The sequence below is a fragment of the Vibrio fortis genome (assembly GCF_000695685.1).
In the GTDB taxonomy this organism is placed as follows: domain Bacteria; phylum Pseudomonadota; class Gammaproteobacteria; order Enterobacterales; family Vibrionaceae; genus Vibrio; species Vibrio fortis_A.
The window spans coordinates 498,180-513,992 of the sequence record NZ_JFFR01000027.1; the positions used below are offsets into that span (position 1 = coordinate 498,180).

Below are 15,813 nucleotides of genomic sequence, written 5' to 3' on the forward strand. Positions count from 1 at the left end.
TAAGGCATTGAGCCCAAAAGCGTAAGAATCGTGCTACAGCAACAAAACCTTAATATAATTTATAAAAATATGTCACTTACTTCCATCAGGATTAGCCTCGTATTGAAACTATTACTCTAATAACCATCTCAACCTCAATAGGAAGTAAGTTCATGAGCAAGGAAACATTCGATAGCCGTCGCTTTAACAATAGTGATAATAAACCCTTTGAAGAAGTGCTAGAAGCGGGCCTATCTCGTCGCAGCATTCTTAAAGGTGGTTTAGGTATCAGTGCAATGACGGCATTTGGTGCTTTCGGCTTAGCAGGCCATAGTGCACCGGCTGCAGCGGCATCTCTCGCATCATCAGCAAAGAGCAGCGCACAGCTTGCTTTTGAATCTGTAAAAGGGTCTCTGACCGACAGTGTCGTTGTACCTAAAGGTTACGTAGCACAGGTGCTTGTCCCTTGGGGAACACCATTGAACACTCAAGGTAATGCATGGCGTGAAGATGGTAAAAACACTGGCGATGACCAAGCAAACGCACTCGGCATGCACCACGATGGCATGCACTTCTTCCCGCTAGACGGCAACAACAACGATGGTCTACTGGTTATCAACCACGAATACATCGACCAGAAAGCACTGCACCCTAATGGCCCAACATACCAAGATGGCGCTCGCACCAGCATTGATGAAGTGCGTAAAGAGATCAACGCACATGGTGTGAGTGTCGTTCGCGTTAAGCTAGATGGCAATCAATGGGTTATGGTAGACAACGATCCGCTCAACCGCCGCTACACAGGTGCGACAGCGATGGATCTTTCTGGTCCTGTTGCTCACACAGAGTTGGTGAAAACCAAATACTCTCCTGACGGTAGCCAAGCTCGAGGAACACTAAATAACTGTGGTAATGGCTACACTCCTTGGGGCACATATCTAACATGTGAGGAAAACTGGCCAGGCTACTTTGTTAACAAAGGCAAGTCGACCACAGCGCAAGAGCGTATCGGTATTGCAACAGATAAAACACGTTACGGCTGGGATACACTAGCTGGCAGTGCTGAAGAGCGACTAGACGAGTTCGCACGCTTTGATGTAACTCCTAATGGCAAGTCAGCAAAAGATGACTACCGTAATGAAGCACATGGTCACGGCTACATCGTTGAAATCGACCCATATACTGCTAATTCACGTGCAAAAAAACGTACTGCACTAGGTTGTTTCCGTCACGAAGGCTGTACGTTTGGCAAGGTAACCGAAGGTCAGCCAGTTGTATTCTACTCTGGTCATGATTCTCGCTTCGAATATCTTTACAAGTTCGTTTCTGACGCGAAGTGGGATCCAAAAGATGCGAAGCCAGAAAACCGCCTCGTTGCTGGCGACAAATACATGGACAAAGGCACACTCTATGTGGCTCGATTCAATGAAGATGGCACTGGCTCTTGGCTTCCACTAACACTAGACAGCATGGCTGCAAAAGGTGGCAAACTGTCTGACACATTCAACTCTCAAGCTGAGCTGATTGTAAATACTGCTGGCGCTGCTGACCTTGTTGGTGCAACTCCGATGGATCGCCCTGAATGGTGTGCAGTTGACCCAATGACTGGCACGGCTTACCTAACGCTAACCAACAACACTAAGCGTAAAGAAGCGAACTCAGCCAACCCACGCATTAACAACAAATTTGGCCATGTGATCCGTTGGGATGAAGGCAAAACAGCTGATGCGTTCCAATGGGATATTTTTGTGTTCGGTTCACCAGCGGTTTCGGATCCAAAGGTCAACCGCTCTGGTCTCAACGATATCAACCAATTCGCGAGCCCAGATGGCTTAGCCTTTGATGGCCGTGGCATTCTTTGGATTCAAACGGATAACGGTGCCGATGAAGTGACGCAGTACACTAACGATCAAATGTTGGCTGTCGTTCCATCTCAGCTAACTGATGACAATGGTGACCATGCCGTTATCAGTGCGGAAAACCAAAACCAGTTGAAGCGTTTCTTCGTTGGTCCAAATGGCTGTGAAGTAACAGGCTTTACCATTAGCCCTGATTACAAGTCACTGTTTGTAAACATTCAGCACCCGGCAAACTGGCCAATGTCTGACGATGCAACCGCTGAGACAAAAGGCAAAGTTCGCCCAAGAGCTGCAACTGTGGTAATCCGTCGTGAAGATGGTGGTGAAATCGCGGTTTAGATACACAATACTAGCGAAGCTCAGTTACCTTACTGTTGTCTAGTTAGCGAAAACCAAAAAGAGCGATAAGGCCAAATACCCTATCGCTCTTTTTATATTCTATTCAATCTACGGTTTAAGTAAGAGTCCGAGCTTTCATTACTCATTATCATTACTATTGCTCGTCATCCTCGAGAAGGAGGAACGACTGAGTCGGGGATCTCTACCCGTTCTCGTCAATCAAAATTAACTCACAAACAACCATACACCAACCCCCATCATCAAGGTGCCAGCAATACGGTTCATCAAACGAACATTGTCTGCTTGGCCCAGTAGGTGCTTCAAACTCTTTCCGCCTGTCGCGTATAGCGTCATACACACAAACTCCGACACCAAGATAATAGAAACTAAGATAGATAGTTGAGGAACCAATGCCTTAGAGCTATTAATGAACGGTGGCAACAGAGAAATCATGAATGCCCAGCCTTTAGGATTCGCGATGGCCGTTACAAAGCCCTGAACAACCAAATCCCAATCGTTGCCTGTTGCTTGGTTTTGATTATCAGTGCTGATCGCCAGTTTGCCTTTCGAGCGCCACATTTGAACGCCAAGATAAAACAGATATGCTGCACCAACGAACTTAAAGCCAGTAAACAACCAAGGGTAATTAAGCATGATCGAAGCAATACCCAGTACCGCCGCTACCGATACAACTCCCACGCCGACCAGTTCGCCAACCATCATCCATAGAGTACGACGATAACCAATACTCATACCCAGCGTAAGCGCTAAGGTCATACACATCCCGGGAGTAATTGAGACAAAGAAAAATGTGGGGATGAAAGCCAAAAGTAGCGCACTATCCATATTGTTACCTTATTGCTTTTTTATTACGTAAAACTAACTATTTCCGATTTAGAAACAGCACGTTGAAAGTGGTGGCTATTGAAGCCATCGGGGCGACAGGTGCTGAGCTGTCATTTAACATATGCTGAGTTCATTTATAAATAAGGCCACTCTTGAAACGTAAAAGAGCCACATCACTGTGGCTCTTTTCTATCAATAACCCTAGCTTACTTGCGACGGTTCTTGATGCGCTTCATCATTGCTAGACGACGCTCAGCATTCGCTTGGTCTGGCTTTTCTTCGTTCGCATTGTTCTTGCGACCTTGGCGGTTCTTATAAGCCGATTTGGTGTTTAGCTTCTCAATGTAAGCATCACGCTTTTTAGGCTCGTAACCCGGTTGCTCTACGCGACGAATGCGTTGTTGAATCAGTTTCTCTACTTGTACAACCGTCAGCTCTTCTTCACGGTTAACAAAAGAAACAGCGTGACCTTGTTTACCTGCACGACCCGTACGACCAATTCGGTGAACGTAGTCTTCTGCAAGGAATGGCATGTCGTAGTTGATTACGTGTGGTAAGTCTTCGATATCTAGACCACGAGCTGCAACGTCTGTTGCTACCATCACACGAGCTTTACCTTCTTTGAAATCATCCAGCGCACGACGACGAGCACTCTGTGCTTTATCACCGTGACACAACACAGCTTTAATACCGTCAAGCTTAAGCTCTTTAACTACTTCGTTTGCTGTCTCTTTGTAGTTCACAAACACAAGCACTTGGCGCCAGTTTTTACGGCCAATCAGCTCAGAAAGCAATTCAGTTTTACGCTCTTGGTCTACAGGGTAAACCACGTGACCAACCGTCGCAGCCGTTGAGTTTTCACGCTCTACACTAATACGCTTTGGCTTACGCAGAATATCAACTGAAAGTTGGTTTAACTGAGTTGATGTTGTCGCTGAGAACATCATAATTTGAGGTGATGTTTCAACATCCATCATGATCTTACGAACCGCATTGATGAAGCCCATATCGAGAATACGGTCTGCTTCATCAAAAACTAGGAACTCAAGATTAGAGATAGACACATTACCCTCTTCTAGGTGCTCTTCTAGACGACCCGGAGTTGCGACAAGAATGTCCACACCCAGATCTAACTGGCGAACCTGTGATGACATCTTATTACCGCCATAAACCGCCGCTACGCTCAGCTCTGTGTACTTAACGTAATCTTTGATGTTCTGAGCGATTTGAGCAACCAGTTCACGTGTTGGTGCAAGGATCAAAGCGCGAGCTGTACCGCGAGATGCTTTGTTGCCGCTGTTCAACAAGTGCTGAATGACAGGTAATGAAAACGCAGCTGTTTTGCCCGTACCCGTTTGTGCCGTAGCAAAAATATCATGGCCTTTACGCGCCATTGGGATCGCTTTTTGTTGAATAGGTGTGAGTTTTTCATAACCACACTCAGTCAGCGCTTTTACGAGTTCAGGAGCAAAACCTTGAGAGGAAAATGACATTGTTACGAGTTCCTTAAGCAGACAGCCTACATTTTTATTTCAGCCGAGCACTATAAAGTAATTAGAGTGATTTATCTCACATTTATCGTGATATAACGCAAATTTTATCACTCTAATTGACACTTATTGAGGTTGGAGCCCAACAAGTGCCATCTTTTACTACTTCAGGCCACAAAGTTTGAGCAATACCTGTTCAAGGTCTGCCCATGGCATGAGTTGCGAATCAATCACTTCAAGGCGAGATTCAAAGCCATCTAAGCTGATTTCATTAACCGACACCACTTGGTTAGCCACGTTAAATGCGAAACAGCCTTGATCTGTATTGACTACCGCTTTTACCCTTTCAGCTTGCAGTGCCGAGAGCATAGAAAACAGCTGGTCGAAATCAAATTTGTGTTCAGCCCCAAACAACCAACCACAGCTAAAGTAGCCCTGCCCTTTGTTCTCTTTGCGAATGAAATCTTCACCCGGTGGAAGTTCAAACTGAGGCTCTTGTTCAGCATGTTCATGATGATGTGCTTCAATTCCAAACGATGCACCACCTCGAACACGTTCAATGTCTAACACTTCAAGCGGCACTTCGCCATCATGGATCAGTTTATGGAATACCTTAGCCGGAGATTGATTCGTCACCCAATCATTGAAGGTATCAATATCTTCAGAGTGAACAAGATCCACCTTAGTGCCAATAATCACATCTGCACTATCCAACTGATCGTTAAAGTTTTGATTCGATGTGTACTTTTCATCTGAAAGATAGCGCGGGTCAACCAAACCTAATGTCGCCTTTAGGTCAACATAAGGTGTGTATTGTTCAGAGGTTAATGTCGCAATAACCTGCTTAGGATGTCCTAATCCAGTTGGCTCAATTAGGAGACGATCTGGTTTTTGACGAAGTAATGCGTTAATTCCAACAGACATAGGAACACCTGCCGTACAACACATACATCCACCAGGGACCTCTTTGATCAACGCACCCTGATCAGTCATCAGTGCGCCATCGATACCGATTTCGCCAAATTCGTTAACCAATACCGCCCAGTTTTCGTTCTCTGGTTTGTTCTTCAGCAAGTTTAAAATCGCGGTCGTTTTACCCACCCCGAGAAAGCCAGTAATAATATTGGTAGGAACTCTGTTCGTCATAGTCCATTCTCCTTTTTTTAGGAGTATATACCGAATATCAAAGGTTTGTCCGCATCGGATTTATGACGACTAGAAAGGAATAAAAGTAGATTTAGGGCAGCGTATTGCAAGAGTTTCAAATGTGGATGAAATGAAGTTGGTTGGAGGTCAAAATTTATGCTATCCCAAACAGACTAAAGGCGCACTTCGGTAGCGCGCCTTACCCTCGTTACTCAATCGTGAGTTCGCGAATCAGGAAGTCTTGTCATCGACCTGAACATTTAACGAGGAACTAGAAAATTTCTTTTTTGAATCCATCCAAATTGTGTGTAAAACCTCACTTCTCCCTGCGGTTCGTTATGTTGCTTTACAATTTAACTATGGTTCATTTTTACAGTAATTCAAGTTGCCACTATAGATTCAACCAAATTTGTGACGACGATTCCACAGTATTGGCTATAGTTCTTATTTATGTTGCACGCTACTTTCATAAATGGAATTCAACTTTGCATCTTTGCTGCTATAGGATAAGTAACGGAAGCGTATAATTTACGACAATCCCACTGCATCAACTCAGGAACCCAGTTTCAATGACCAACCGAGAGAAAATAAAGCAATCCTTTTTAGCAAAGATGCCAAGGGATGCTATCAACCAATTTCTCTCCAGAGACAAAACCCCTGCATCTGTTTTAATCCTCTCTTGTATCGTCGGTATCTTTGCAGGTTTAGTAGGTACCTATTTTGAAGTTGCGGTTCATTTCATCACAGAAACTCGTACCGACTGGCTAAAAGATGAAATTGGGAGCTATTTGCCGCTTTGGCTAGCTGCGTTTCTTATTAGTGCGGCCTTTGCTTTCATCGGTTATTTTCTTGTCCACCGTTTTGCACCAGAAGCCGCAGGATCAGGTATTCCTGAAATTGAAGGTGCGATGGACGGCATGCGTCCTGTTCGTTGGTGGCGAGTGCTTCCCGTCAAGTTCTTCGGTGGTATGGGCGCTCTCGGTTCAGGCATGGTGCTAGGTCGTGAAGGTCCTACAGTACAAATGGGTGGCAGCATCGGTCGTATGGTCACTGATATCTTTCGTGTAAAAGATGACGACAGCCGCCACTCTTTGCTTGCTTCTGGTGCCGCGGGCGGTTTAGCCGCTGCATTCAATGCACCCTTAGCTGGAATCATGTTCGTTGTTGAAGAGATGCGACCGCAGTTTCGTTACTCACTCATTTCTATCAAGGCCGTGATCATTTCTGCGGTTTCAGCCAACATCGTGTTTCGCTATATCAACGGGCAGTCGGCTGTTATCACCATGCCCCAATATCAACCACCTGAGCTAAATGCGTTGTGGCTATTCCTATTGCTAGGTGTGCTATTCGGGATATTTGGCGTGATTTTCAATAAGCTGATCACCCTTTCACAAGACATGTTTGTCGCAATACACAAAAACGACCGCAAACGTTACTTAACGACGGGTACTCTGCTTGGCGGTTGCTTTGGCTTATTGCTTCTCTATATTCCAGAGCTAACTGGCGGTGGTATTGGTATTATCCCTAATATCACCCATGGCGATTACAGTACCAACGTGTTGTTACTTATCTTCTTAGGACGTGTACTTACCACACTACTCTGTTTCGGATCTGGCGCGCCGGGCGGTATCTTTGCTCCGATGCTTGCGCTTGGAACACTCTTTGGTTACGCATTTGGACTTATCGCTTCGGCCCTCTTTCCTGAACTCAATATCGATCCGGGCATGTTTGCGATTGCAGGTATGGGAGCACTATTTGCGGCGACTGTACGTGCCCCGATAACAGGGATTTTATTGGTTATCGAAATGACCAATAACTACTACCTGATATTACCGTTGATCATCACTTGCCTAGGTGCCGTAATCATTGCTCAGGTGTTGGGCGGCCAGCCGATTTACAGCCAACTACTGAACCGCACGTTAAAAAATGAGAAATTAAGACAACAAGATCTTCCGCAACAAGAGGAAGTACGCTAGTAACAAAAGACTCATGAAACAAAAGCACACATTCAACGTGCTTAGTATCCCGATTTCGCATCAAAATCAAAAAAGCAAACGTTAATCTTGATATCATCCACTCAAAATTAGTTGAGCCCCCTTAACATCTATTGAGAGCACAACTACACGCTCTAACTAGAGCAACAAGTCTAATATTTAATATGTAACTTAAGGTGGAACAAGTCGTTGAACTGGAGAAGATTAACCCAAGTAAAAAATGTGCCTCCATCTCAGGCGTCGTTAGCACTTGGCGTTATTGGGCTAGGACAAGCATGGGCTCTATATATTCCAGGGATTGGTGAAGTCGTTCGTCCCTACCTCGCTTCAGTTGGCGCGCTGCTGTTAGTCCCTGTTTTACTTCGTTATCTCACAAGTTTTAATACCTTCATCAACGACATTCGCCACCCGTTAAGTGGGAGCTTGATGGCACCTATGAGCATGGCTCTATTGATTCTTTGTGACTATCTAGCCGAGATATCACCGATCATCGCCTACCCTATCTGGTTCTGTGCCCTGTTGCTTCACTTTACGATGATGGTGCTGTTTTTTAGTTTCCAGATCATCAACTTTAAAATGTCGAACATTGTTCCCAGCTGGTTCTTATATCCAGTAGGTTTGATCAGTAGCTCGTTAGCGGGTACACAATTTGGGCACACGGTATTTTCAGAAACACTCGCAGCGACCTGTATCGGTATCTACTTCTTCTTACTTCCCGTGGTGCTGTATCGCTTGGTGTTTGAAGGGAACTTGCCTCGTAGAGCAAGACCTACACTGGCAATCATGGCAGCTCCGGTGAACTTGTCACTAGCGGCTTACTTAGTTAATTTCGACCACCCAGATCCAATTCTTACAGGCGCTTTAGCGGGTATCGCCATTACCATGACGCTGCTGATCTACTTGTGTTACGTAAGACTCATGCGCCTGAAGTTCCAACCTTCCATTGCAGCGGTAACCTTTCCATCTGTGATCAGTGCGATCGCTATGCATCGGTTAACTACTTTTTTCGGGGCCGAGTATCCACAGTGGTACTGGTTACATAAATTTGGTTTCTTCGAACTCACCATTGCAACCATCTTAGTCATTTGGGTTGCAGGCGGTTACGTAAAAATGTACTGGCCAGAATTGTTCAACCCCAGGCAACTCATGAAAAAAGCGAAATAAGCCATAGTATCGTTGGATAATCACGCCTCGAACTTACGGCTATCGTTTTTGAAGTAACTAGTAAGAAAAGATCTAGAAACGGGAAGAGAGTGGCACATCCATGTGCCTAGGTGTATGCGTTGTGTTTGTTGTTCAAATGCTAATTGATTCTAATCGACAGTTAGCATTTCAGGTGGATGCTAGTAAATGCGTTCGTTCTTATCGTTTTTTCGATTTTCGCTTTGTGATTAACCGTGCGCTGAAATGGGTGCTTACGTGGAAAAGATAAGTAGTACCCTTGATACAAATTGGAGCCGTATGCCTTAGCCAATTCCAGCTGCTCAATACACTCAATGCCCTCATAAATCAGCATCGTATTTTTTAATCCGCAAATCACTTTCAGCTCTTCTAGTTCTTCCGTTAACCCAACCTGGCTCGCCACCAGCAGTTCTCGGCTTACTTTGATATAGTCCGGACTGATCGCTGCAACCCTTGAGAAACCGGACCACCCTGTACCAAAGTCATCAACTGCAAGTGACACGCCCTGAGAGCGGATTTTATTAATACCATCGTAAAAGTTAGTGATCTCATCGATTGGGCAATAGTCCTCAACTATCTCAACTACGATCTGCTCTAGTTTGATGCCAGTTGTCAGAATATGCTTGACGCAATCATTGATTAAACTGTCTTGTTTAGACAAAGCTCTAAAGAAACATGGGCTAAAGTTTAGAAACAGTTTGGTTTCTTCGTTGTAAATCTCTGACTCTATGAAGCCTCGAATGTGCATTACATTGATTGCAAATTTAACTTTAAACTCGAGGTCGTCATCCAACTTCTCTAGAAAATTAAACAACTTTTTAGGACTGACACCCTCACCGTTTTTAGTTGCTCGACAAAGAGCTTCGTAGCCGTGAATTGCCCCCTCCTCGGTTTTAATTTCTTGGTAAACGCTTTGTATTTTGTATCCCAGTATCTGTATTTCAAGCACCTGTTCATCTTGGTTATAAGTGATCATTTTCCGCCTCATTTTTACTTATTTGCAAGCAAATTTACTAATTTTAATTCGAACCACTTATTGAGTTGTTTTGAATTAATATGTGTCCAATATTCATTTTATGTGGCAAAAACAGTATACGGCAGCCAAAAAGGTGCAACTAGTGACACATAGATAGGATTGGATTAGCGTCACAAAGGATACGCCTCTTACATAAACTTACCCAGATCAATTGATTTACCGAATTGATTAGCTAATTAGGAAAACCTGTATTTACTAAAACTTTATTTTAGGGAATAAAAAATAGAAAAGGACACAACTTACGCAAAATTAGAGTTAAAGCTCTATAAATTGCGCAATATATCGGCAATTACACGTGCTTACATATAGAGTATTGTAAAGCACACCAATAGAAGAGTTGATCTTTTGAGGCTTTACTTAGACCGCACCCTCAAATTAACAATATTGATATATAAGGGTATTTTTGGCCTGAATATGATTGCTTTGCTCTTCTGATCGATATCATTATATGGAATAGAGCTCACCTGAAACTCAAACAAGTCCGCTTTATGAAGTTCGCTTGATGTACTGTTATCGTTCTAGTGGCTGAATTCACAATAGATCTCCAGTAGCGACTGCCTAATCCGCCACTTCACGATCAAAAAAGGCCCCACAAACGTGAGGCCTCGTAGCGATAAGTTTGGATTCAATCTAAAACTGAGAGTGAGGTCCAAACACTTCGTAGTGTACTCGAGAGCGATCGATGTTCAGCGCATCCAGCTGTTCAACGATATTCTTCATAAAGCCAACTGGGCCACAGATGTAAAAATCGCTGTCTTCGAAGCCTGCAGCTTCGCTCACTTGAGATAAGTTCATCTGGCCTTCCAACACGTCTTCGCAGTCCGTTGAAGGCTTGTTCATGTACCACGTTTTTGCTGACCAACCTTTATCAGCAACAATGTCAGACACACGTTGGGTAAATGAATGCTGCTCTACTTTTTCACATGCGTGAAGGTAAAGAACTGGCTCGTTTTTCTGCTGCTTGCTCAGGTACTCAAGCATAGATTGCATTGGAGTAACACCCACACCTGCAGAGATCAAGGTTACTGGCTTTTGACGCTCTTGATAGAAGAAGTCGCCCGCTGGTGCGTAAAGCTTCACTTCATCGCCCACTTCTACAGAGTTATGTAGGTGATTTGAAACGAGACCTGAGAACTGACCGCCCTCACCTTCACGTTTAACCGAAATACGGTAAGTTTCTCCGTTTGGTGTATCTGAAAGTGAGTACTGACGAATTTCATTATTCGACGCACCTTCAGGTTTCACTTCAATACCTATGTATTGACCCGGAACATAATCCAACACTGGACCATTATCTTTAGGCTTGAATACAAAACTCTTAACTAGATCAGATTCAACAATCTTTTGCTCTACAACAAAGGTTCTCGCGGCTTCCCAACCACCCACATCCAGTTTACGCTGTAGGTAAAGCTCACCTTCACGATCAATGAAAATTTGAGCAAGGAAAAGGTACGCAGCCGTCCACGCCTCTTCAACTTCTGGTGTAAATGCTTCAGTGGCTAACTCACGTAATGTTTCAATGAGATGGTGGCCAACAATTTGGTAATGTTCTGGTTGGATATTAAAGCTGGTGTGTTTTTGAGCAATGCGTTCAACCGCACCTTGCAGCGCCGCTAAATTTTCAATGTTCTTTGCGTAAGCAGCAATCGCCTCAAACAGCGCAACACCTTGGCGTCCAGTTTGTTGATGAGTCATATTGAAAATGTCTTTCAACTCTGGATTGTGAGAAAACATACGTTGATAAAAGTGTGTTGTTAACGCTGGGCCTGCACTCTCAAGTAGTGGGATCGTAGACTTGATGATATCGATATGTACATTGTTAAGCATGGATTTACTCCGAACACTGAGCCTTGTGACATGTGTGTCACTTTGACTACCTTTAAAAAATAAGAATGACTGTTCGACTTTCTGAGATTTAAGTTATTTTGACTTGTTTTTATTTCAAAAAATCACAAAAACCAATTAATAAACATCGATTGATTGAGATCAAAAATACATCAATAAATCATTGGTATAATTAGCCTTCGATGTCTCTTTTGCACATTCAGTGCCAACTTCTCCAACTCCCGTCATCATTAGCTTTCAAGCAAATATACACATTCACAAAAATGTCAAAAAGACCTTTTATTTGAGTCATTAAGACTCTATCATGTACATAAACCCACGCAGTTAGAGTGAATCATGCAAGATATCTCCGCATCAACCCTTATGGAAATGACCATCGGCCTTGCCAGTGGTGTTAACGACCAAGACCGCTTCAATCGCCTTATTGACGCGATTCGTAAGACGATTACCTGTGACTGTGTGGCGTTATTGAGTCTCCAAGGTGACACGCTGGTACCTATTGCTATGCAAGGTCTCAGTCGAGATACATTCGGACGCCGCTTCATCATTTCAGAGCATCCACGCTTCGATGCAATTTGTGCTTCTAAGACTCCTGTTCGCTTCGATTCTGATAGCACGCTGCCTGACCCTTTCGACGGTCTGCTGATCGACCATGACGGCGACCTTCCAATGCACGCTTGTATGGGGCTGCCACTGCTCTTTGGCGACAAACTGCTTGGCGTTCTAACCTTAGATAGTCTTACGCCAGATGTTTTCGCTAACATTCCCGCTCGCAACTTAGAGGTGTTGGCAGCCATCGCCGCTTCAACCATGCAGATGGCCCTCACCTTCTCTCAACTAGAGAGCCAAGCTAAACAGTCAAAGCAACTGTTAGAAGAGCTTAATGAAGAAGCTTGGGAACGCGAAGGCGGAGAGCTCATTGGTAAAAGCGATACCATGATGGCTCTGAAAAACGACATCGCTGTCGTTGCTCCTTCTGAGTTTAATATCCTCATCCATGGTGAAACCGGTGTTGGTAAAGAGCTAGTAGCTCGAACGTTGCATCATCAATCTGCGCGTAAACGCAAACCGTTGGTCTATGTAAACTGCGCGGCTATACCTGAAAATTTAGTTGAAAGTGAACTGTTCGGCCATGTACGTGGCGCATTTACTGGTGCTGACAAAAATCGCTCTGGTAAGTTTGCTTTGGCAGATGGCGGCACACTGTTCTTAGATGAGATTGGCGAACTGCCTCTAGCCGCGCAAAGTAAACTGTTGCGTGCGCTACAAAACAATGAGATTCAGCCTGTCGGCCAAGACAACATTCAAACCATTGATGTTCGTGTACTTGCTGCAACTAACCGTGATTTAAAACAAGAAGTCGAAGATGGCAACTTTAGAGCGGACTTGTACCACCGACTGAGTGTTTACCCTATCGCTGTGCCAGCGCTTCGTGAACGCGGGGATGACACTAGCCTGCTAGCGGGATTCTTCTTAGAGCAAGCTCGACGCAAGCTGGGTATTAATCAGATCAAATTCCGCTCTGATGTATTGGTATTCCTGAATCGTTATAACTGGCCAGGCAACGTGCGTGAGCTTGAACACGTAATCAGCCGTTCGGCACTCAAAGCATTAGCAAGAAGCACCAACAAACGTTTAGTGACCATCACTAAAGAAGATTGTGGGCCGTTGGATCAAGAGCTCGCGCTCAATTCACCCGCTTCCAATACACAAGGTCAAGGCTCAATGGCAGCGCCTGAAATTGACCTATCGGAAGGTTTGCGCGGTGCAACAGAAGATTTCCAAAGAACGATCATTACTGATGTTCTCGAACAAGCGAACTTCAACTGGGCTCAAGCCGGTAGAACATTAAAAACCGACAGGGCTAACTTAACTCGCCTTGCTAAGCGATTAGGTCTTAATGTCGCCAAGTCGCACAGTATTGAACGAACGAAATAGAGTTTCACAATTGGTACGAGCATCTTTCTAGACTTGTGTATATAATGCTGCGAATTGTAATCCTAATTGTGAAAATATAGAGATAATTATGAAGTTTATCCGTTGGTTCCTAGGCCGCATCATTCTGCTACTTAACTTTGTATTTACGCCGCGTGGCGTTAAACGCTCAGCTGAAGATCAATCTAAAGTTGATGAACAGGCAAAGAGCTACGCTCTGTATCAATTCGAAGCTTGTCCGTTCTGTGTAAAAGTGCGTCGAGCAATGAAGCGTCAATCTGTAAAAATTGAGCTGCGTGATGCAAAAAACAACGATCAACACCGCGCTGAACTTGAAGCCGGTGGTGGTCGAGTGAAAGTACCATGCCTTCGCATTGAGAAAGACGGCAAAACGGAATGGATGTACGAGTCTTCAGACATCGTTGCATACCTAGAAAAGAACTTCGCTTAACTCTTTCTTCAAGTAGCAGTCGTTCTCCAAGTCACATGTGCCCTCCAGGTAACAGCTGCTCTTGAAAGCCAGAATCAAAAAATCCCTCGTCGTTGAGGGATTTTTTATATCTGTGTGTAGTTGGTATTAGCTGGACTATTTAGCGACTATCAGCATCAACTCAACTCGGCGATTACACGCTTTGCCCTGAGAAGACGTGTTGGTACATGCTGGAACATATTCACCGAAGCCACGCGTATAGATAGATTGACTCGATACGTAATTGCGCTCCAATCTCGCTTTCACCTCTTTCGCTCGCTGCTCTGAGAGAGGATCGTTAATTTGGTCGTTACCCGTGTTATCGGTATGCCCTTCAATGACGACATCGATATCCGAACGCTGTGAAAGGTAGCTACCTAATGTATCTAACCAGTGATCATTCACAGGAGCCGGAATTGCCGAACCGGTTTTAAAGTTCACGTGATGGTTCAATTTTACCATTACGTGATTACCCGGTAGCACTTCGTAATCAATGCGATTTTGTCTGAGGAAGACTTCAAGCGGGTCATCGGTAGAAATGCCTACGCCGTAATTGGTGGTGATGGTTTTCTGTGAAGAGTTTTGTGCTTGTCGGTAATTGGTCACAACACGTGTCTCTTGTACAACGCCCCACTCTGGGTACATCACATCGTAGTCAGTTTGTGGTGCGGTCTCCAACATGTTACCGCCCAACATTGCCATTGAGTCGGTGGCTTCACATCCTACCAACGCCAAACTGCAAATCAGTGCTAAATACTTCATTAATTCATCCACCACGTAAACGTATTACTTCTACCAAACACTATATCGGCGGCTTCGCTATAACTTTAGCCCAAACTTACGATCCATTTGAATAAGACGTAAGTAAGCCACTGGAGTAATACGCGTTCACCGCCATATGGAGCGCTCCAAGCAAAAAGTGTTATAGATCACAGTTAACAGTGAATTGGTTGCTCACTGCTCAACACATCGACCTGTTTGCATTTAATTACTTTATAATTGTTTTCCTATTCCCACTAAATCGTTAGAATTCACCGACTTTTTAACGCTAGAGTAAATTATATGTTCAAGCCTTTTACCCAATTATTTGTTGCTCTTATCGCCGCAGTAACCCTAGCTGGTTGTAGTGAAAGCAATGAGCCGCAAGCCGGCGTTCAATACGAAGTGCTTCCTGTTGCGCTAACCGAATACGATCTATCTCCAGTGACAGAAATCTTTTCGCTTAACTGTGGCCACTGCCGCACTATGGAGAGCGCGATTCCTGAAATCGAATCACTGACTAATCAAAAGATTGGTAAGGTACATGTTACCTTTAATGAAAGCGCTCAAATCAGCGCAATGATCTTTTACACTGCCGTTATGCAGTTGAATGACACGCCAGACCATGCCTTCATGGAAGACCTATTTGCCGCTGTACAGATGGGTGGCGACGCAACACCAGAAGCTCGCCAGCAAGCTCTGGAAACGGCGTTTACTTCTCGCGGTTTAGTAAGCCCATACCAACTAGAAAAAGAGCAGCAAGTTGCACTGTTTGAGTACGTGCAAAAAGCCGAAGAGATCTCTGTAAAAGGTCAGATCAACTCAGTACCGACCTTCATCGTTAACGGTAAATACCAAGTACTGACTGCAGGTCATCAAGATCTAGAAGGTATCGGTAAAACCATCAACTTCCTTTTGACTCAGCCTTAATGGT

Annotated in this window: 12 protein-coding genes; 6 read left to right on the forward strand and 6 right to left on the reverse strand. The window is 44.3% G+C overall.

Translation table 11 applies throughout. From position 1 onward, the window contains the following. The first annotated feature begins 152 nt into the window (after positions 1-152). Positions 153-2,177 carry a PhoX family protein gene (locus VFDL14_RS04855; protein ID WP_032552677.1) on the forward strand — a complete coding sequence of 675 codons (2,025 nt, stop codon included), beginning with the start codon at positions 153-155 and terminating at the stop codon, positions 2,175-2,177. 225 nt (positions 2,178-2,402) lie between these two features. On the opposite strand, the gene VFDL14_RS04850 is transcribed toward VFDL14_RS04855, so the two are convergent. The 3 genes from VFDL14_RS04850 to VFDL14_RS04840 all read right to left on the reverse strand — a co-directional run bounded on the left by VFDL14_RS04850 (position 2,403) and on the right by VFDL14_RS04840 (position 5,659). Further along, a complete protein-coding gene (locus tag VFDL14_RS04850) occupies positions 2,403-3,023 on the reverse strand; it encodes a LysE family translocator (protein WP_032552678.1) in 621 nt (206 codons plus the stop codon). 206 nt (positions 3,024-3,229) lie between these two features. Beyond that, positions 3,230-4,516, reverse strand: a complete 1,287-nt coding sequence (locus VFDL14_RS04845) for a DEAD/DEAH box helicase (protein WP_032552679.1) — start codon at positions 4,514-4,516, stop codon at positions 3,230-3,232. A 159-nt stretch (positions 4,517-4,675) separates the two neighbouring features. Further along, complete coding sequence (locus tag VFDL14_RS04840) at positions 4,676-5,659, reverse strand: CobW family GTP-binding protein (RefSeq protein ID WP_032552680.1); 984 nt, start codon at positions 5,657-5,659, stop codon at positions 4,676-4,678. 569 nt (positions 5,660-6,228) lie between these two features. Between VFDL14_RS04840 and clcA the strand changes: the two genes are divergently transcribed. Together clcA and VFDL14_RS04830 are read left to right on the forward strand one after the other, a co-directional pair. Then, on the forward strand, positions 6,229-7,635 hold the full coding sequence (gene clcA / locus VFDL14_RS04835) for a H(+)/Cl(-) exchange transporter ClcA (RefSeq protein WP_032552681.1): 1,407 nt from the start codon (positions 6,229-6,231) through the stop codon (positions 7,633-7,635). A gap of 240 nt (positions 7,636-7,875) precedes the next feature. Then, the gene (locus VFDL14_RS04830; protein WP_032552682.1) at positions 7,876-8,817 is read left to right on the forward strand and encodes a TDT family transporter; all 942 of its coding nucleotides are present in this window, start codon (positions 7,876-7,878) and stop codon (positions 8,815-8,817) included. Between the two features lie 160 nt (positions 8,818-8,977). Here VFDL14_RS04830 and VFDL14_RS04825 read toward each other — a convergent pair whose 3' ends face one another. Beyond that, the gene (locus tag VFDL14_RS04825) at positions 8,978-9,811 is read right to left on the reverse strand and encodes an EAL domain-containing protein (RefSeq protein WP_032552683.1); all 834 of its coding nucleotides are present in this window, start codon (positions 9,809-9,811) and stop codon (positions 8,978-8,980) included. Positions 9,812-10,501: 690 nt separating this feature from the next. Further along, a complete protein-coding gene (gene hmpA / locus VFDL14_RS04820; RefSeq protein WP_032552684.1) occupies positions 10,502-11,698 on the reverse strand; it encodes an NO-inducible flavohemoprotein in 1,197 nt (398 codons plus the stop codon). 354 nt (positions 11,699-12,052) lie between these two features. Here hmpA and norR point away from each other — a divergent pair, with 354 nt between their 5' ends. Next, on the forward strand, positions 12,053-13,654 hold the full coding sequence (gene norR / locus VFDL14_RS04815) for a nitric oxide reductase transcriptional regulator NorR (RefSeq protein WP_032552685.1): 1,602 nt from the start codon (positions 12,053-12,055) through the stop codon (positions 13,652-13,654). Between the two features lie 88 nt (positions 13,655-13,742). Continuing rightward, complete coding sequence (locus VFDL14_RS04810; RefSeq protein WP_032552686.1) at positions 13,743-14,102, forward strand: glutaredoxin family protein; 360 nt, start codon at positions 13,743-13,745, stop codon at positions 14,100-14,102. Positions 14,103-14,237: 135 nt separating this feature from the next. Here the strand turns inward: VFDL14_RS04810 and VFDL14_RS04805 are convergent, their stop codons facing one another. Beyond that, positions 14,238-14,882, reverse strand: a complete 645-nt coding sequence (locus VFDL14_RS04805) for an OmpA family protein (protein ID WP_032552687.1) — start codon at positions 14,880-14,882, stop codon at positions 14,238-14,240. Positions 14,883-15,182: 300 nt separating this feature from the next. Here VFDL14_RS04805 and VFDL14_RS04800 point away from each other — a divergent pair, with 300 nt between their 5' ends. After that, positions 15,183-15,809: a thiol:disulfide interchange protein DsbA/DsbL gene (locus tag VFDL14_RS04800; RefSeq protein WP_032552688.1), complete on the forward strand. Its 627-nt coding sequence runs from the start codon at positions 15,183-15,185 to the stop codon at positions 15,807-15,809. Positions 15,810-15,813 lie beyond the last annotated feature (4 nt).